At 70.1% G+C, this 17,568-nt stretch carries 18 protein-coding genes and 3 pseudogenes; 15 read left to right on the forward strand and 6 right to left on the reverse strand.

The features are described from left to right. Nucleotides 1-44: 44 nt before the first annotated feature. The 3 genes and pseudogenes from ADL29_RS46510 (at nt 45) to ADL29_RS46515 (ending at nt 995) form a co-directional block, all read left to right on the forward strand. Nucleotides 45-520, forward strand: a pseudogene (locus ADL29_RS46510) (LD-carboxypeptidase). Beyond that, nucleotides 421-726 (forward strand): hypothetical protein, encoded by a 306-nt coding sequence (locus ADL29_RS44485; RefSeq protein ID WP_211274287.1) that lies wholly within the window; start codon nt 421-423, stop codon nt 724-726. The pseudogene ADL29_RS46510 and the gene ADL29_RS44485 overlap by 100 nt, the downstream one beginning before the upstream one ends. A gap of 32 nt (nt 727-758) precedes the next feature. Beyond that, the gene (locus tag ADL29_RS46515; RefSeq protein WP_425424221.1) at nt 759-995 is read left to right on the forward strand and encodes a hypothetical protein; all 237 of its coding nucleotides are present in this window, start codon (nt 759-761) and stop codon (nt 993-995) included. On the opposite strand, the gene ADL29_RS10960 is transcribed toward ADL29_RS46515, so the two are convergent. After that, entirely contained in the window at nt 977-1,897 is a 921-nt protein-coding gene (locus tag ADL29_RS10960; RefSeq protein WP_053923475.1) for a DNA glycosylase AlkZ-like family protein, read from the reverse strand. The genes ADL29_RS46515 and ADL29_RS10960 overlap by 19 nt on opposite strands. A 15-nt stretch (nt 1,898-1,912) precedes the next feature. Here ADL29_RS10960 and ADL29_RS45060 point away from each other — a divergent pair, with 15 nt between their 5' ends. The 5 genes and pseudogenes from ADL29_RS45060 to ADL29_RS45070 form a co-directional block, all read left to right on the forward strand. Further along, nucleotides 1,913-2,818 carry a hypothetical protein gene (locus ADL29_RS45060; protein WP_053923476.1) on the forward strand — a complete coding sequence of 302 codons (906 nt, stop codon included), beginning with the start codon at nt 1,913-1,915 and terminating at the stop codon, nt 2,816-2,818. A gap of 19 nt (nt 2,819-2,837) precedes the next feature. Next, nucleotides 2,838-3,503 carry a nitroreductase gene (locus ADL29_RS10970; protein ID WP_053923477.1) on the forward strand — a complete coding sequence of 222 codons (666 nt, stop codon included), beginning with the start codon at nt 2,838-2,840 and terminating at the stop codon, nt 3,501-3,503. Between the two features lie 132 nt (nt 3,504-3,635). Beyond that, nucleotides 3,636-4,361 carry an SDR family NAD(P)-dependent oxidoreductase gene (locus ADL29_RS10975; protein ID WP_053923478.1) on the forward strand — a complete coding sequence of 242 codons (726 nt, stop codon included), beginning with the start codon at nt 3,636-3,638 and terminating at the stop codon, nt 4,359-4,361. Between the two features lie 10 nt (nt 4,362-4,371). Then, on the forward strand, nt 4,372-4,719 hold the full coding sequence (locus ADL29_RS10980; RefSeq protein WP_053923479.1) for a MerR family transcriptional regulator: 348 nt from the start codon (nt 4,372-4,374) through the stop codon (nt 4,717-4,719). A 466-nt stretch (nt 4,720-5,185) separates the two neighbouring features. After that, a pseudogene (locus ADL29_RS45070) lies at nt 5,186-5,359 on the forward strand (pirin family protein); the annotation flags it as partial. Between the two features lie 158 nt (nt 5,360-5,517). Here ADL29_RS45070 and ADL29_RS46235 read toward each other — a convergent pair. From ADL29_RS46235 to ADL29_RS10985, 3 genes and pseudogenes are all read right to left on the reverse strand, one after another. Further along, a pseudogene (locus ADL29_RS46235) lies at nt 5,518-5,708 on the reverse strand (epoxide hydrolase); the annotation flags it as partial. Continuing rightward, nucleotides 5,698-5,919 carry a hypothetical protein gene (locus tag ADL29_RS43400; protein ID WP_157878450.1) on the reverse strand — a complete coding sequence of 74 codons (222 nt, stop codon included), beginning with the start codon at nt 5,917-5,919 and terminating at the stop codon, nt 5,698-5,700. The pseudogene ADL29_RS46235 and the gene ADL29_RS43400, both read right to left, overlap by 11 nt. Before the next feature lie 233 nt (nt 5,920-6,152). Beyond that, nucleotides 6,153-7,262, reverse strand: coding sequence for an FAD-dependent monooxygenase (locus ADL29_RS10985; RefSeq protein ID WP_053923480.1), 1,110 nt, complete (start codon nt 7,260-7,262; stop codon nt 6,153-6,155). 166 nt (nt 7,263-7,428) lie between these two features. Here ADL29_RS10985 and ADL29_RS10990 point away from each other — a divergent pair, with 166 nt between their 5' ends. The 6 genes from ADL29_RS10990 (at nt 7,429) to ADL29_RS11015 (ending at nt 13,807) form a co-directional block, all read left to right on the forward strand. Then, entirely contained in the window at nt 7,429-8,391 is a 963-nt protein-coding gene (locus tag ADL29_RS10990; RefSeq protein WP_053923481.1) for a TetR/AcrR family transcriptional regulator C-terminal domain-containing protein, read from the forward strand. 271 nt (nt 8,392-8,662) lie between these two features. Next, nucleotides 8,663-9,277: a DUF4253 domain-containing protein gene (locus tag ADL29_RS10995; protein ID WP_078970894.1), complete on the forward strand. Its 615-nt coding sequence runs from the start codon at nt 8,663-8,665 to the stop codon at nt 9,275-9,277. 396 nt (nt 9,278-9,673) lie between these two features. After that, nucleotides 9,674-10,822 carry a sensor histidine kinase gene (locus ADL29_RS11000; protein ID WP_245689317.1) on the forward strand — a complete coding sequence of 383 codons (1,149 nt, stop codon included), beginning with the start codon at nt 9,674-9,676 and terminating at the stop codon, nt 10,820-10,822. Continuing rightward, on the forward strand, nt 10,819-11,484 hold the full coding sequence (locus ADL29_RS11005; RefSeq protein WP_053923482.1) for a response regulator: 666 nt from the start codon (nt 10,819-10,821) through the stop codon (nt 11,482-11,484). Before ADL29_RS11000 ends, ADL29_RS11005 begins: the two co-directional genes overlap by 4 nt. Before the next feature lie 120 nt (nt 11,485-11,604). Next, nucleotides 11,605-12,252 carry a GOLPH3/VPS74 family protein gene (locus ADL29_RS11010; protein ID WP_053923483.1) on the forward strand — a complete coding sequence of 216 codons (648 nt, stop codon included), beginning with the start codon at nt 11,605-11,607 and terminating at the stop codon, nt 12,250-12,252. A 19-nt stretch (nt 12,253-12,271) separates the two neighbouring features. After that, nucleotides 12,272-13,807 carry a carboxylesterase/lipase family protein gene (locus ADL29_RS11015; protein WP_211274284.1) on the forward strand — a complete coding sequence of 512 codons (1,536 nt, stop codon included), beginning with the start codon at nt 12,272-12,274 and terminating at the stop codon, nt 13,805-13,807. A gap of 636 nt (nt 13,808-14,443) precedes the next feature. On the opposite strand, the gene ADL29_RS11020 is transcribed toward ADL29_RS11015, so the two are convergent. Then, nucleotides 14,444-15,382 carry a MerR family transcriptional regulator gene (locus tag ADL29_RS11020; RefSeq protein ID WP_053923485.1) on the reverse strand — a complete coding sequence of 313 codons (939 nt, stop codon included), beginning with the start codon at nt 15,380-15,382 and terminating at the stop codon, nt 14,444-14,446. A gap of 367 nt (nt 15,383-15,749) precedes the next feature. Continuing rightward, nucleotides 15,750-16,352, reverse strand: a complete 603-nt coding sequence (locus ADL29_RS11025) for a TetR/AcrR family transcriptional regulator (protein WP_107094940.1) — start codon at nt 16,350-16,352, stop codon at nt 15,750-15,752. 114 nt (nt 16,353-16,466) lie between these two features. Here ADL29_RS11025 and ADL29_RS11030 point away from each other — a divergent pair, with 114 nt between their 5' ends. After that, nucleotides 16,467-17,477 (forward strand): zinc-binding dehydrogenase, encoded by a 1,011-nt coding sequence (locus ADL29_RS11030; protein ID WP_053923487.1) that lies wholly within the window; start codon nt 16,467-16,469, stop codon nt 17,475-17,477. Nucleotides 17,478-17,568: the final 91 nt, after the last annotated feature.

The following is a 17,568-nucleotide window of genomic DNA, read 5'->3' on the forward strand; positions in this document are numbered from 1 at the left end:
GAGACGGCCCACCTTCGGCTCGGCGGGTGTAGGAGGATCCCGGCATGGACAACTGCGACAGTCATCAGTCCGTGCAGTCGCCGCGGTTACGGCCCGGGGATCGGGTGCGGATCGTCTCTCCAGCCAGTCCACCCAGCCACGAGGGAGTCGCCCGTGGCGTCGAGCTGCTGACGTCATGGGGGCGTCGGGTCGAGTTGGGCGAGCGCGTGTTCGATCAATGCGGGTATATGGCTGGCCGAGATGAGGGTCGCGTCTTCGACCTGAACTTCGCGTTCGGTGACCCGGGAGTCCGCGCGGTGCTTGCCACCCGGGGCGGCAAGGCGCCTACCGCATCGTCGACGACCTGGACCTCGAGGCCCTGCGGCGCGACCCTAAAGCCTTGGTCGGCTTCAGCGACATCACTCACTTCCACCTTGCCTGGTGGGCGCGATGCGGCCTGGCTCGCTGCATGGCTCGTTCGTCAACTGGAGTGACGAATGGTCCGGGCCGGCTTCGGCCGAAGCCCTTCGCCGCGCGCTGATGACCACCGACCCTGTCATCATCCACCGGGACACCAGCCAAGCCAGCGCGGCGGTCACCGTCGAGGGCACCGCGACCGGTGTCTTGGTCGGCGGCAACCTGGACGCGATCCGCACCGAGGCGGGAGCCGGTCTGCCGAGCCTTGAGGGGGCGATCCTCTTTCTCGAACAGGAGGCACAGGGCTGGGAGAGGTCGACCGCGCACTGACCCAGCTGACCCGTACTGGGGCCCTGGAGAGGCTGCGCGGTGTCGCACTTGGCCAGTTCCTCGGCTTCGACCAGGATGCCGGTGACCCAACCCTGGGGGGATGGGGCATCGCCGATGTACTGCGCGACCGGCTGACGCGCCTGGGCGGTCCTGTTCTCGGCGGACTCCCTGCCGGACACGGCCTCCACCCTCCGACCATCCCGCTCGGCACTCAGGCCACGAGCGACACCGCCGAAGGAACCTTGACGGTTCAGCCGGCCGTCGCCTGATCGTCGACCGCCTTACCCAGCGTGCAACGCCCACGCAGCGGTGATGGATCGGCGTTGCGGTCGAAGAGGGCCCTGGTGTGGTCGGGGTCGAGGTACCAGTCGCGGCGGCGCCAGCCCATGGCCGTGGGGTCCAGGCCGGGCAGCAGGGCCGCCGCGGGCTCGGGGGAGTCGAGGCGGGTGTCGAGGTCCTCGGGCAGGAGGTAGCCGGCGGCTTCGTCGAGTTCGACGGCCTGAGCGCCGGTGGCGGCGAGGGCCCTGTGGGTGTCGGTGAGGTTCCAGCCGGTCCACCACTTGAGGTCGTCCGCCGTCACGGGGCCGAACGCCTTGAGGTAGTGGCGGGCCAAGGTGGTCTTCGCCTCGACAGCGGGTATCTGCGGCAGGGGCTGGGCCGGGGCCCAGCGGAACTGCGCGGAGGTCCAGGACCCTGCCGGGCGGGCCCGGCGGATACGGCCCTCGGCGGCGAGCACGCCCAGGATCGTTGAACTGACGCGCTGCCGGGACTCGTACGGCTTGCCGGGGGAGATCACGATCTGCTTGCGCAAGTCGGGTATGGCGATGGCGAGTTGGGCGGCGGTCGACTCGCCGCACGAGGTGAGTGCCGCCAGCGTGGCCCGCTCCGCGGCCGTGTAGCGGTGCTCGTCCCAGCCGAGCGCCTTGTGCAGGTGCGTCAGGGCGTCGGCGCGGTGACGGTGCGTGTCGCGGACGGTCGCGGACCGGATGGCCGGGGCGAGTCGAGCGGGGATGACGAACATGGTGCGGCGCATGCACCGGATGCGCTCCAGGGCCGGGCTGCCGGGCGGGGTGGCGCCCCGGGCGCCGGCCGGTATGCCGTAGAGCGCTCGGTCGATGGCGGCAGCGGAGGGGTGGTGCATGCGGGCCGCGGCGGAGTTCCTCACGGCCATCGCGGGGGGGGGGATATGGGCAGCGAGACCGTCTTCCGCGAACCGCTGTGGACCACCCAGTCCAGCCCGCTGCAGTTGCGACCGCGCGCCCTGCTGGACATGGCTATCAACGGCTTCGCCCGCTACCTCGCCGAACACCTCCTGCCGTGTCCCACCCTCGTGCACAAGCACGGCACCGTCGTCGTGCGCACTCTGCGCCTGGACGGCCTGGCATCCGACCTTTGCTTTGCTCACGCCTCCTGGCTGGACGTGGGGATGGGGATACGGACGACCGTCAGCGACGCGGGTGAATGGCCGGGCATCACACTGAACTACCGGACCGATGACCGTCCGGCCGCCCGGGCTCGTTTGGTCCTGCGCGGGTTGAGTGTCGCCGAGCCTGACAGTCTGTCTGCCCAGCCCGGCCGGCTTCCCGAGTCTCTGCTCGCTCGCTTCCCCGCCGACGGACGATGGTCCACCGACGAGTTCCGCGATCACACACATACCATGCGACCTTTCGATTCGGACCCGGAACTGCTTGCCCCGCAGGAAGGGGAGACCTCGCTGACCCGCAGCCGCTGCGAAGTGGCCGACCAGTGGTCGTTCATCGAGATGACCGAGCCGGCCACCACCGCCCGCGAACGCACCTTCGGCCAACCCGGCCTGCCCGCCGACGCCGTCCGTCAGGCCGTAGCAGCACCGGTCCGCAGTCTCATGGCTTCCTTCCAGCGCCCCCTGTTCGTCTTCGACCGCTGCCGTACTCTCACCCACGCTCACCGCACTCCGGACGGGGACCAAACCGTCTTCGCACACGCCATCCATGCAGGGCCCGGCCTCCCGGAACCGGAGCTACACCCACATATGATCCGGGTCACCTCTCTGCCTCTTGTCCGTGTCTGCCGCTTGATCGTGCTGAAGATGGTGGAGAGAAGTTGCCGTTGAAGGGGGAGGGCGAGAAGACGTGGATGTGTACGAAGCCGTGAACAGCCGCCGGGCCGTTCGGACGTTCAGCGATGAACCGGTATCCCAAGAGGTACTCGAACGAGTGCTGACCGCAGCGGGCCGGGCTCCGTCGAGCGGGAACCTCCAGCCATGGCATGTGTATGTCGTGACCGGCGAGCCCTTGGCCGAACTGAAGAGGCGCGCGACGGCCAGGGTGTTGGCGGGAGACCCGGGTGATGAGCGGGAGTTTCCGATGTATCCGGCCGAGCTGACCTCGCCGTATCGGGAACGATTCTCCGCCGCGGCCGCCCAGCGCTACAAAGCGCTGGGAATCAAGCGCGACGACGCCGCCCGGCCCACGAAGATGGCCGCCTTGAACTCGGACGCGTTCGGGGCCCCGGTCGTACTGTTCTGCTACCTCGACCGTTCGATGGGGCCAGGACAGTGGGGGGACGCGGGGATGTACCTGCAGACGGTCATGCTGCTGCTGAGGGCGGAAGGGTTGCACAGCTGTCCCCAGGTGATGTGGACGATCTATCGCGAAACCGTCAGCCAGATAGTGGGAGCCGATGAGGGGCTCGTGTTGTTCTGCGGTGTCTCGGTGGGATTCGAGGAGGAAGGTGGGCCACGGCTGCGCAGCGGGCGGGCGGACATGGCAGAAACCGTGCGCTTCATCGGAGGGTGACCGCTGGTGCGTTGACCACGATCGTTCGCCGGGGTGGATGCCCGAGGTCGTCTTCCGTCCTTGACCTTGACGCCAGGGGCAAGGCTTAGCGTCTCGCGCATGGAAGAGACACACATCCTTCACGGCCGGACAGTGCTGATCACCGGAGGGGGCAGCGGGATCGGTCGTGCGGCTGCCCAACAGTTCGCTGCAGAGGGCGCCGAGGTTCTCATCGTCGGCCGGACTGGCGAACGCCTGGCGCAGACGGCCGGAGAACATCCGCGTATCCGGACGTTCGTGGCTGACGTGGCCGAGCCCCATGCCCCCGCCGAGATCGTCGCCGCTGCGGTGGAAGCGTTCGGCCGCATCGATGTCCTGGTCAACAACGCCGCGATCACTCGTCCTGCTCCGCTCGGTGCGATCGAGCGGAAGGTCGCCGAGGAACAGCTCGCCACGAACCTTCTCGCCCCGGTGTTCCTCACCCAGCACGCGCTGCCGCACCTGGGGGCCGGTGGCACCATCGTCAACATCACATCCAACCCGCCCCACTACGGCTGGCCGGACAACTCGATCTACGGATCCACGAAGGTGGCTCTGGACTTCCTGACCCACACCTGGGCAGTCGAGCTCGCGCAGCGCGGCATTCGCGTTCTGTCGGTGGCCCCGGGGATAACGGCGACACCGGTGCTGAGTCGAGCCGGGTTCTCGGACGAGCAGATCGCCGCGGCGGGCAAGGAGCTTCGGGCCCGAATCCCCCTCGGGCGTATCGCTCAGCCCGAGGAGATCGCCTGGTGGATCGTGAACGTGACGCGCCCCGGAGCCGGTTACCTCACCGGTACGATCATCCGTGTCGACGGGGGACTGAGCGCGGCTGGGTGAAGATGCAACGATGCTGATCGGAGAGCTGGCGAACGAGGCCGGCACCACCATTCGGGCACTGCGGTATTACGAACAGCAGGGCCTGCTCCATCCTCGGCGAGCGCCGAACGGGTATCGGGAGTATGACGCGACGGCAGTGGGCCAGGTGGGCAACATCAAGCTGTTGCTCTCGATCGGCCTCACCGCCCATGACGTCCGTGCCTTGCTTCCCTGCCTCGATCAAGACATCACCGATGGTCCCGTCTGTCCCGCGAGCGCACAGGTCATCGCTCGAAGGCTCACCGACGTGGAGGAGAAGATCGCCGCGCTGGACGTCTTCCGTACACGTCTCATCGAAGTACTGGCCCAGGCCCGGTGACTGGCGCATTGACCACAGGCGTCCGACGGGATCGGTCACGTCGCTCGGCTTCGTGACCGGCCCGGCGTTGCCGGCGTTCACTGTGGACCTTGGCGCGTTCGCGGCGTTGGGCTGCCGGCACATCGGGGTGTCGGGGGTTGGCGTTGCGCCACCGCAGGTATGCCTGATGTGCTGACCGCTCACCGATCGTGGCCGACGCGTCCGTCTGTGCTCACGGACACCCTGATCGTCCGCAGCTCGGTATCAATGGCGTCAGGGAGGTTCATGCCCGCAGCGACGCCGGACCGCAGGTAGTCCAGTACGGGCCGTTTCGAAGTCGCCGGCCGACGGCGGGTGAGCCAAGTGCAGGTCGGCATCCCAGGGCGGGTCCACCCACACGGGCGCGATACCGGAGAGGACCGGTCCGGAGACGACGGACTGACGCTTGCGCCTACCCTGACCTGCACGAAACCGTGAAACCTGTGATGTGTGGTGGAACTTCGTCGGCCGCAGTCACGACGACATGGTGCGGGCGCGGGAGGACTGGCAGAACGCCTCCGATCGCTTCGGCGCCGTCGAAGGGTGTCCGGGAGACCGCCTTCCCGCCCCCGCTCTGCCGAACGCCATCATCAGGCCGCGCAGGAATCCACCGCGCCACTGACCGACGCGTCACCCCCTCTCCCCTCAGACACTGCCTGGACGCGTTCTGCAGGTATCGGGCCGGCGGGCACCGGCGGACGGGAGGGCCTTGGCCGCCAGAACGGTGAGCAGGAGCAAGCACGGCGCTGGTGGTGAGGCTGATAGAGCCCGCAGGGTCGCTCAGGGCCTGCGGCCGTGGAAGGCGCGGCGCAGGACGCTCACCCAGGCCTCGGGGTTCTCCCAGGGGATGAAGTGGCCACCGTGCTCGTGGGCGTTGACGTGGTGGAACCAATCCGTTTGCGGGCCGGTCTTGAACGCCGGACGCGCTCGTGGGCTCCAGGGGGAAGGCCTGTGGGGTGGTCATGGCGTGGTTCCTTCTGGCCGGGTAGGGGGAAGCGGTGCCGTCGGCCTGGTGGGTGGTGGGGCGGCGAGGGCCATTTCCAGGAGTGCGGGCAGCGGTGCGGCGAGTGCCTGCCGGTGGCGCGGGTCGAGCTGCTCGGGCAGGGCGGCCAGGGCGGCCAGACAACCGATGCGCTCCTTTCGCCGCGACTCGACCACCTTGGCACCAGCGCGGACACTCAACGGTTCTGACGATAGAACGTTTCCCCGTCTGCCCCGGGGCGGCGTTGCGTGTTGGTGAAGTCCAGGCACAAGAGGCCGGAGAGCGTCCGCTGCTACCTCAAGTCCTCCCCGGGGCCGATCGCCGAGCTCACCAGTCTGCCGGCCCACGGCGACGGCAGGTGCCGAGCGTGGGAGCGGTTCTTTGCTGTCCTGTGCTGTTCCTGCCTGCTTCGATGTGCGTTCCGGGCGGGAGATCAACTGTCCAGTGAGAGTGCGTTCTTGGCGTGTGTGACGGATTCCTCCGAGGCGGGTCCGCCGGGATTCTCTGTGGCCAGGGCCTGGTTGAGGGTGACGAAGGGGCGCATCCGCTGCTCGTAGCGGGCATACGCGGTGCGGTGGTCGCCGTTGTCCTGGGCAAGGCAGTCGGCCAGCACATGGGCGCCTACGAGGGCCAGGCTGGTGCCCTGCCCCGAGAGAGGGGAAGGGCAGTAGCCGGCGTCTCCGAGCAGGGTCACCCGGCCCCGCGACCACTGGTCCATGCGGATCTGGGCCATGGCGTCGCAGTAGAAGTCGGGTGCCTTCCGGGCAGCCTCGGCCAGGCGGGTCCCTTCCCACCGCATCGACGCGAGCTTGTCCACGACGAGCTGCTGCAGAGTGTCGGCGTCGCGGAGTTCATGGGCGAGGGGGGCGGACTCGAAGCCGAAGGCGATCCTGAGTTCGGTGTTGTCGCGTACGGGCATGATGCCGAACCCCGTGTCGCCGTCCCGCAGCCACATCTGCCAGTCGTCCAGGGCGAGGAAGTTGTCCGCGCTGAATACCGAGAGGTAGCTGCCCAGGTGGTGGGAGAAACGGCCCTCCGGACCGAAGGCCAGGCGCCGCACGGTGGAGTGGAGGCCGTCGGCCCCGACCACGAGGTCGAAGACGCGGGACGGCCCGTGCGCGAAGTCGACACGCACGCCGGTCTCGTCCTCGTCGAGCGCGGTGATGCTGTTGCCGAAGAGGTACTCGACGCCTGCGCGCGTGTGCTCGTACACCATCCGTACCAGGTCCTCGCGCAGCACCTCGATGTCTTCGCTGTCGAGCCGTCCACTGCTGAAAGTCGCCTCGGTGGAGCGGTCGACCTCGTGGCCGTCGGGGGCGAGGATCGACATACCGCGCATCCGGGTCCGTACGCGGCTTGCCTGCTCCAGCAGGCCCATCCGCTCCACGACTTCGAGCGCGACGCCCCGGACGTCCACGGCCTGGCCGCCGGGGCGTTGGCCTGGAGCGCGTTCGACGACGGTGGGCGCGAAGCCGTGGTGGCGCAGCCAGTAGGCGAGGACGGGCCCGGCAATTCCGCCGCCGGAGATGAGTACGGTGCGCATGAGAAGCTCCTCCAGTGCTCAGTACGGTGTACGCGCCCTGAACGTACGTCGTACGCTCAGCCGCCTCAACTGGCCAAATGTGCGACGTGTACTAGGGCAGAGGCGCTCCATTCGGCGTTGCCGCTGCTACCCTCTGCACTAGTACAGGACAGGAAGGCGGCACGTCGTGACGAAGACCACAGGAACAGCCGGTGATCCGCCCTATCTGCGCATCGTCGCCGTGATCCGGCGGCGTATCGCGGACGGTGAACTCGCCCCCGGGGACCGGGTTCCCTCGACCCGCCAGATCGCCGCGGAATGGGGCGTCGCGCTCGCCACCGCCACCAAGGCTCTGACCACCCTGCGTCTGGAGGGACTTGTCGAGGCCCGGCCCCGGGTCGGTACGGTCGTCGCCGGAGCCGTCCCCGCCGCGCCGCCCCGCAGGCGCCCGTCGCCCGCCCCGGACCCCGAGCAGGAGCTGAGCCTCGACCGGATCGTCCGTACCGCCATCGAGATCGCCGACGCGGAAGGGCTCTCGGCGCTCTCCATGCGCGGCGTTGCGGCCCGCCTCGGCGTCGCGGCGATGTCGACCTACCGGTACGTCCCGAGCAAGGAAGACCTCGTCCTGCACATGGCCGACGCCGCGTTCGGCGAGGAGTCCTACCCCGCGGACGCACCTGAGAATTGGCGTACCCGCATCGAGCTGGGCGCCCGGACCCTGTGGAGCCTGTACCGGAAGCACCCGTGGCTGGCCCAGCTCGGCTCCCTGACGCGCCCGTTGCTCGTACCCAATCTGATCGTCCACGGCGAGTGGGTGCTGGGCGCCCTCGACGGCCACGGCCTCGACCCCACGACGCTGTTCGACATCCACGTCCTGCTCTACAGCCATGTGCAGGGCCTGGCGATGCACCTGGAGATGGAAGCGCACGCCGAAGCCGCCACGGGCCAGTCGGAGGACCAGTGGATGGACAGCCGCGCCCCCGCCCTCCAAGAACTGGTGGAATCCGGCCGCTTCCCCGCCTTCACCAAGGTGGTCGGAGCCTTCGAGGAGGGCTACGACCTGCGTCTCGACGCGCTCTTCGAATTCGGCCTCAAGGCACTCCTCGACGGCCTGACGTCCCTCGTCGAAGGTCAGGAAGCTGTCGCGTAGACGCATGAACGATCCGCCCGTAGTGGGTGATTGCGTTGCCGAGCGGGGTGGTGGTGCTGCTGGTGGCTGCGCTGTCGGTGCCACGGTCTACGGTGCGACCATGTCGTCTGCCCTGCCCGATGGTCTGCCTCCCGGCCGGTTCCTGTCTCGTGGTCCCGTACGCGTGTGGGTCTCTGACGCATTTCCTCAAGACGTCGGACGGCTATGGCCCCGCCTGCTGAGCGAGCACAGAGCACACGGCCTGGTTCCGCTCCTGTGCCGGCCCGATGCCATGGGAAGCCCGCTCAGCCTGGACCGCGTCGACGCCGTCCGCCTGGAGGAGGTGCTGGCCACGGACTTCGCCGAGTACCGCCGCAGGAGGCTGCCGTTCTGGACGGACCCGACGCCGGCCCCGGTACCTGAGGAAATCGAGCCGTGGCCACACGACCCCGGGCCGCCCTTCGAACAGTGGCCGGGCCTGGCACCGGAGATGCCCCGCACCTCTGACGGCCCCACACCCCAGGAGGCTGCCTCAAGCCTGCTGGCCGGGCTCATCGAGACGGGACGGTTCGGCCTGGACGAGTGTCGCCTCGTTCTCGTCCCCGCCCATCGCGGCAGCGATGCTCTGGCGTTGATCGGCTGGTCCGCGGAGGCACCGCTGTCTCTGCTGTGTGCCCTCCTGCGGAGCTGGGAGGACCGCTTCGGCGCCCAGGTCGTGGCGGCGTTCGGCAGCGAGCTGCACGTATCGGTCGCGAGACCTCCCGTTGGAGCAGAGTCCGTGAACCTGCTCGCTTTGGAGCACGTGCTGTCGACCGCGGACAACATCGTCGATGACCCGCCCATGCCGTTCCCCGAGTACGCGAGGGACCTCGTGGGGCGGACTTCCTGGTCGTTCTGGTGGGACTAGGCATGACGGCCGGCTCGTCTCGTTCGTTGGGCCGCCTCGTTCGTTGGGTCTGGTGTGCCGCTGATGGATGCGCAGTGGGCGCGGATCGAGCAGTTCCCCCCGGACCGGACAGTTCCAGACGAGATCGCGGTGGGTCCGCCTGCCGGAGAAGTACGGCAACCGGCGGGGCGTCTACAAGGGCTGCACAGGGGAGCCACCGACGGCGCCTGGGAGCGGACGCGCCCACACCCACCCCGAAACCGCCCGCAGCGCCCTCCACGGAATCCCGTGAACACATCGCACGACCGCGACTCTCCCCAGGGCCCCGGCAGACGGGGCCTCAGCGGCGATCGCCGGCGTAAAGGTGTCGGTGAGCCAGGGCCGCAGCGCGGAGGCTCCTGCGGCTAAGGTGCGCACGTGTCCCGAGAGCCAGCAGCGCCGGATGATCGCGAGTTCCTCCCCTCGGCCAGGGCGGTGCGCGGGCTGCGGGTGAGCGGTGTCCTTCTCGTGCTGGGGGTGATCGGCCCCTCCGTAGTGGTGGTCGGCCTCGAAGAGGATTCTCTCTGGCGACTGGTGAGCGCCCTGCTGCTTCTCGCGGCCCAGGTGGCCGCCCTGTGGTGGGTCGTGCGCCGTCCCACCACGGTGCTCGGCCTCACCCTGGCGCTCGGCGTCGGCACCTGGGCGCTCCTGCCGAAGGTGAGCCTCACAGGAGCGCTGCTCGCCGCGCAGTTCGCGCTGTGCGTGCTCTCGGCGCTGCGCCCCGCCCGGGTCACCCGATGGTGGCTGCTCGGGGCGCTCGCCCTGGCGCCGCTCGCGCTCGTAGGAGGAGGCGCCTTCGGCCTTCTCGCGTACGTCCTCGCGGTCACCCTCGCCTGGACCAGCGGGCAGTGGCGGCGTGCCCAGCGCGCCCGGCTGATCGCGGAGACCAGCAGGGCGGTCGCCGAGGAACGCGCCCGCATCGGCCGCGAAGTGCACGACGTGGTCGCCCACACCGTGTCCGTGATGGTCATCCAGGCGGGCGCGGCCGAGGACGTCTTCGACGTCAACCCCGAACAGGCCCGGCAGGCGTTGCGTGCCATCGACGACGCGGGCCGCTCCGCCCTCGGCGAGCTCCGGCTGCTGCTCAACTCCGTCCAGCCGGAACCCGGCGACGACGGACGACGGGCACGGTGCGGCCTCGACCAGCTGGAAGAACTCGCCGGGCCGGTGCGCGCCGCCGGAATCACCGTAGAACTCGCCGTCCACGGTCGCACCGCTGACCCGGCGGCCGCCATCGACCTGGCGGGCTACCGCATCGTCCAGGAGGCGCTCACCAACACCCTGCGGCACTCCGTCGACGCCACCGAAGTGCGGGTCTCCGTGTCGTACGACGCCCAGTGCGTACGCATCGTGGTGACCGACAACGGCCGGGCGGGCGCCAGACCGCGGCGCTGGCCAGGCAGCGGCCGCGGCCTCCTGGGCATGCGCGAGCGTGCGGCACTCCTCGGGGGGACCCTGGAGGCGGGCCCGGGCGCCACCGGCGGTTTCGAGGTGGAGGCGGTGCTCCCGATAGGCTTCGGCGCGTGACGATCCGCGTGGTGGTGGCCGACGACCAGACGCTGGTGCGGGGCGGTTTCCGCATGATCATCGATGCCAGGGACGACCTCGAGGTCGTGGGCGAGGCGGACGACGGGCAGCAGGCGGTGCGCCTCGTGGGGGAACTGAAGCCCGACGTGGTGCTGATGGACGTCCGCATGCCCGTCCTGGACGGGATCGAGGCGACCCGGCAGATCGTCGCCTCCGGAAGCGCCAGCCGGGTCCTGGTCCTGACCACCTTCGATCTCGACGAACACGTCCTGGCCGCCTTGCGTGCCGGAGCCAGCGGTTTTCTCCTCAAGGACATCCGGCCGGCAGAGCTCGCCGAGGCCATCCGCGTCACGGCCCGCGGTGACGCCCTCCTTGCGCCGAGCGTGACGCGCCGGATGCTGGACCGTTTCGTTCGTACGGCACAGCCGGTCGCCGCGCCCGCACCGGCCGCCCTGGCCGAGCTCTCGGAGCGCGAGCTCGAAGTCCTCACCCTCATCGGACAGGCCCTCTCGAACGCGGAGATCGCCCGGCAGCTGGTGCTGTCGGAGGCCACGGTGAAGAGCCATGTCTCGGCGGTCCTGCGGAAGCTGCAGCTGCGCGACCGGGTGCAGGCGGCGGTCGCCGCCTACGACCACGGGCTCGTCAGGCCGCGGCATGTCTGAGTTCTCAGGCGGCACTCATACTCAGGGCTGAGCGGCGCCCCCACTCATCCTCCGGGCCCAGGAAGAAGTCCATACGGTCGGTGGATCAACCGCGGACGTGCACGCCGTAGCGTCGTTTCCATGACCGGACTCCTGCACCATCGAACCTACCTGACCTGCTACGACACGGCCGCGCAGGCTCTGTACGACCGCACGCGCAGTGCCTTCCTCATCCGGGCCGCGCTGCTGACCGAACTGGCACTGGGCGGTCATCTCGCCGACGCCGACGGGGACGCCGTGGTGACCGCGCCAGGGCCCACCGGTGACCCCGTCCTCGACCGGACACTGGACGACGTCGCCACCCACCGGCGCTCCTGGAAGGCGTGGGTGCGCCACGACCGCAAGGAGACCCTCGAAGCCGTCGAGGACCATCTCGCGATGCTCGGCGTCCTCACGGTCGAGGAGAAGGCGTCCCTCGGACCCGGCGGCAAGAGGCGCGTCACTGTCACGGACCCGGCCGCCGTCACCGCACTTCAGGACCGCCTCTCCGGCGTCCTCCACGCGTCCGGCCCGGTCGCTCAGGTCGACGCCGCCGATGCCGCACTCGTCGTGCTGGCGGCGGCGGGCAGCGCCCGGTCCGTGGTCTCCCGCAAGGACCGACGCGACCACAAGGACCGCATCGAGGCACTGACCGCCCGCCTGGGCGAGGCCGGGCCCGGCCTGGAGAAGACGGTCCGCACCATTCGTATGACCATGATCGCGGCGCAGGGCGGGATGGGCGGCAGCTGAGATGCGGAAACTCGCGACCATGCTGACGGCCTGTGGCCTGGTGGCTGTGATGCTCGCTTCCCTCCCCGTACGGGCTTCGGCGCATGCGCCCGCCCCCATGGCGCGGACCGAGCAAGGGGCGCTTCTGGGGAGCGCACACCACGGCTATCGCACCTTCAGCGGCATCCCCTACGCGGCGCCTCCCGTCCATGCCCTGCGCTGGGCCGCACCCCACCCGGCCCGGCACTGGCGCGGGGTGCGCGACGCGACGAAGCCCGCGAGCCCCTGCCCGCAGGCACCCGGTGAAGTACGCGGCGGCAGCACGGACGAGGACTGCCTGTACCTCAACGTCACCACCCCGGCCACGTCCCCGTCTGCACACCCCAAGCCAGTAGTGGTCTGGCTGCACGGCGGCGGCTTCACCACCGGCACCGGAAACTCCTACGACGCGCACCGCATGGCCACCCGGGGCGACGTCGTCGTGGTCACCGTCAACTACCGGCTCGGCGCACTGGGGTTCCTCGCCCGCCCCGGCCTCGCGGGATCGGGCACCTTCGGGCTCGCCGACCAGCAGGCGGCCCTGCGCTGGGTGCGGTCCAACATCGGGGCGTTCGGCGGGGACGCGGGGAACGTCACGCTCGCGGGTCAGTCCGCCGGGGCGTTCAGCGTCTGCGCCCAGCTGGCCTCGCCGTCGGCGGTGGGCCTCTTTCACCGGGCGATCATCGAGAGCGGGCCCTGCACAGGGTCCCCGGAGCGTCCCTTCGCACCGTCGGCGGCCCCGCGCTCCACCGTGGAGGCCACCAGCGCCAGGCTCGCCACGAAGGTTGGCTGCGCCAAGGCCCGGCACGTCCTGCGCTGCCTGCGCCGGGTCGAGGTCTCCCGGCTGCTCGCCGCGCAGCCCGTGGACCAACAGCCCGCCTACGGAACGCCATTGCTGCCCCAGGACCCCGCGGCCGCCGTCGACGAGGGCCGGATACGACACGTACCGGTTCTCATCGGGAACAATCACGACGAGGGCACCGTCTGGTCCGCCGGCATCATCCGTGCCGGGACCGCCGTCACCCCCGCCACCTGGCCCAGGGTCGCCCGGAACTTCATACCCGACTCCCACCGCGCCACCGATGTCGTGCGCACCTATCCGGTGACCGCCACACCGAACGGCGGCCCGGTCTTCGGCGCGGTCATCGGCGATGCGAACTTCGCGTGCCCAACCCTGCGCACCGGAGCGCTCCTCGCGAGCCAAACGCCCACCTGGCGCTACGAGTTCGCCGACCGCGACGCGCCCCGGCCCACTCCGACCCCACCGCCGTTCCCGCTCGGCGCGACCCACACCGCCGAGCTCCCGTACTTGTTCGACCTCGGAGGCAGACCGCGAGACATGACCTCCGCGCAGCAGCGACTCGCCCACACGATGATCGACTACTGGACGCGATTCGCCCGCACCGGCAACCCCAACGGGCCGAGAACGGCGTCCCGTTGGACGAGAGCGGCGGTGCTGTCCCTGGTCCCGGACCGCATTGAGCCGACCAACCCGGCTGCCCGGCACCACTGCGGCCTCTGGGCGACCATGCCGTGACCGTGACCGCGACCGCGACCCGGATCCGTGTTCTTGTACCGGTCGCGGTCGAAGCCGGGCGGCCGCCCGCCGAGCCCCGACGAAGCCAGGTGACCAGCCGGGTCGCGCTTCTCCAGAATGGTGTGCGGGAGCTGCCGACGGCGCAGGTAGGCACGGATCTTGCGGGACGAGTACGCGCGGTCGGCGATCACACGGGCCGGACGGGTGCGCGGGCGCCGCCGCCGCTCCTTGCCACCCGGACCCGATCCATGAGCTTGGTGCATTGCGGGGCACCCCCGCGCCGGCCGCCGGTGACCACGACGGCCAGGACGTGCCGGAAGGCGCCCGCAGTCAGGTGGAGTTCGGCGGTCAGGCCGCCGCGCGAGCGGCCAAGCGCAGGGTCGTCCGGCTCGGCCGCCAGGCAATCCGTGCCCGGCCGGCCCGGATCGTGAGCCCCTTGTGCCTTACCCGGCCGCGTGCTGGTCGGGCCGGCACACCGTGGAGTCGACGGAGACCTCCGGGCCCCGTCAGCGTCGTTCTCCACGACATGGCTCGTCCGGCGGCGCAATCCGGGATCCCGGAACACCTCGGCCAATGCGGCGGCGTTCTCACCCGACGCCAACTGGGTCCGGCTCCTGCCGCCTTGCGGCCGCCCCGTCATCGCTGTGTCCGGATACGCAGGGCCCGGACGGACCAGTCGAGCACCGGCGCCAGACTCTCCGGGGCCGGCCAGCCATTGATCACTGCGAGCAGCTGGAAGTACCGCTCCCGGCAGGGGTCGTTCACGCTCTCCAGTCGAGTCGCCAGTCGGCGGCGGAGCTCGATGCCGTCGGGGCGGCCAAGGAGGTGCGCGTAGTGCGCCGTGAACGCCGCGACGATCGGATCGGCCTCGGGCGAGGCCGGGTCGATGCCGGCGGTGAGGGCCGGGCCGACCTGGTCACGGACGGCCGCGGCAATGTCGCGGCGCGGTCCCATCATGTCGCTCGGGGCCATCTCAGCTGCCTGGTCCTCGGCCATCCGCCGCACGGCGGCACGGAAATCCGAGTCCAGGGACAGTTCCGCCAACTCCACCCACGCCTGCACTTGCTCCGCCTCCGGGTTGTCGGGCAGCTCGGGGGTCATCGAGCGCATGACCCCCGTGAAGGCGGGGGCGGCGCCGAGACCGCCGAAGACGGCGTCGAGGAAATCGCCGATCAGACGTCGGCGTTCGTCCTCGGAGAGCTGGGCCAGTTGGTGCATGAGTTTCGTCTCCTCAGGGGTGGACCCGCGCACGGCCACCGCCGTCAGTACCGCGCGCCGCAGGCGCAGGACGCGGATCTGTACTGCCAGTGCTTCGGCGTGCGCCGCGGCGACCTCGGGAAGCGAGAGCTCCCGGTCCACGACCTTGCGGATCGTGGGAAGGTCCAGTCCCAGCTCGCGCAGGGTCCGCACGAGGTCCAGGCGTGCGACGGCATCGATGTCGTAAAGGCGGTAGCCGGCCGGGCTGCGGTTCGTCGGCGTCACGATCCCGCGATCGGAGTAGAACCGAATGGTCTTGACCGTGAGACCGGTCCGCCGAGCGAGTTCGCCGATCGAGTAGAGCGTGTCGCCGTCCATGTCCCCACCTTCGCGTCTCCCCTTACTGGAGACTCAAGCCCCTTCGCCTGCCAGGTGCCAACCACCTCTCACCCACAAGTCTTGACAGTTCGACCGCGAACTCGAGTTCCTGCTGCGCGGCGTACTCACCCGCCAGCGCGCGGTGCGTGCGGTGATCGCCGCCACCCTCACCTGGCCCGACGCCCGACCGCAAGGCCGGGTATCCGCTTCGGGCTCATCGACCGTGCGCTCGCACCCCTCCAGGACACCTTGGGGTGCACAAGCCCGCGATCGGCGTCATCGAGGGTGACGGATCCCGTCGGCATGCACGTCCATCACCCTGACCAGCGCCCTCATCCGGCTCACCTCATGATCGACAAGGCGATACCTAGCGCCGACCTTGATCGCGAGGTCCGCGCGCGCCCTCCAGGACCAGGTCGACCAGGCGGGGGACCAGGGGCTCTTCCAGTGGCTCGCCGGTGAGCAGTACCCGCGCCAGCAGGGGGCCTGTGATGGCCTCGACCACCAGGTGGGGGTCGGCATCGGCGGCCAGTTCCCCTCTGTCGATGCCGCGGCGGACGAGGGCTTCGGCGCGCTCGAGGCGGGTGCTCCAGTAGGAGCGCCGCCCGTCTTCCAGATCGTCGTCACCGCGCACGGTGCCGAGGTGGAGCAGCGCGGTGCCGGCCGGTGTCGCGAGGTATCGCGCCAGAGCGGTGAACAGTGCGGTGAGGTCCTCGTGCACGTCACCGGTGTCGGGTGTCGGGAGGGCGTGGTCGGAGTGGGTGGCCAGCGCGTCGAAGATGAGGTTCTCGCGGGTCTTCCAGCGCCGGTAGACGGAGGTCTCGTGGACGCCGGCCGCGCGCGCGACGGCGCCGACGGTGGTCGCGGCCAGGCCCTGCGAGGTCAGCAGGTCGACGGTGGCGGCCAGGACGGCCTGGCGCATGCGTTCTCCACGGCGCCTGAGCGGCGGCGCCTCCTTCTCACCCGTCATGACACAACACCCTATCGCAAGTCTTCTTGCGATAGGGGATGGGCGGACGTACGGTGTAACGCAAGACGACTTGCGATAACTCGTAGGTCACCGACCGGAACGAGAGACCCCACCATGGAGCTCATGCGCGCCGCGCGGCTGCACCTCCCCTCGCGCACCCTGACGATCGAGGAGGTGCCCAGACCCGTCCCCGGACCCCGGCAGGTCCTGGTCAAGGTCGAAGCCGCGGGGGTGTGCCTGTCAGACGTCCACCTGATCGACGGCACCCTCACGCCCACATACCTGCAGCAGGAAGCCGTCACTCTCGGGCACGAGGTCGCCGGCACCATCGCCGAGCTTGGCCGGGACGTGACCGGCTGGGCGGCTGGGCAGCGGGTCGTGCTGCAGGCGGGGGACATCCGCGACGGCCTCGTTCTGACGCGCGGGGTCGACTACGACGGCGGCTGGGCCGAGTACGCGCTGGCCGGTGTGGACACACTGTTCAACCTGCCCGACGCGATCCCCTTCGAACAGGCGGCGATCATCCCCGACGCCGTCTCCACCCCCTGGGGAGCCATCACCACGACCGCCGGGGTCCGCCCGGCGCAAGCCGTGGGCGTGTGGGGCATAGGCGGGCTCGGGGCCCACGCCGTACAGCTGCTGCGCGTCGTCGGCGCCTGCCCGATCATCGCCGTCGACCCCCTCCCGGCCGCCCGTCGACGCGCCGTGGAATTCGGCGCCGACATGGCCCTGGACCCGGCCGACCCCCAGCTGCGCGAGCAGGTCCTGGCGGCCACCGGAAACCGGGCGCTGGAGGTCGCCTTCGACTTCGCCGGTGCCGCCGCCGTCCGCGAGCAGGCCCTGACCGTCCTCGCGCCCAAGGGACGCCTGGTCCTGGTCGGGCTGACCGACACACCGCTGACCGTCAACGACGGCGCCCTCTTCAGCTATCTCCAGCATCAGATCCTCGGCCACTACGGCTCCGCCGTGGACGCCGTCCCGCAGCTGGTCGCCCTGATGGAAGGCGGCCGGCTGGACTTCTCACGCTCCGTCTCCGACGTGCTGCCACTCGCCGACGCCGCCAAGGCCGTCCACCGCCTGCACACCAAAGAAGGCGAGCCGATCCGGCTGATCCTGCGCCCCTGACCCCCTCTTCCACTTCCACCCGATCCGGCACCACCGCCACACCGGCTGAGCCGGTCTGTCATGTCGCGGCACAGTGCCTCCTCGTCACCAA

It is taken from the genome of Streptomyces chattanoogensis, from assembly GCF_001294335.1.
Lineage (GTDB): Bacteria > Actinomycetota > Actinomycetes > Streptomycetales > Streptomycetaceae > Streptomyces > Streptomyces chattanoogensis.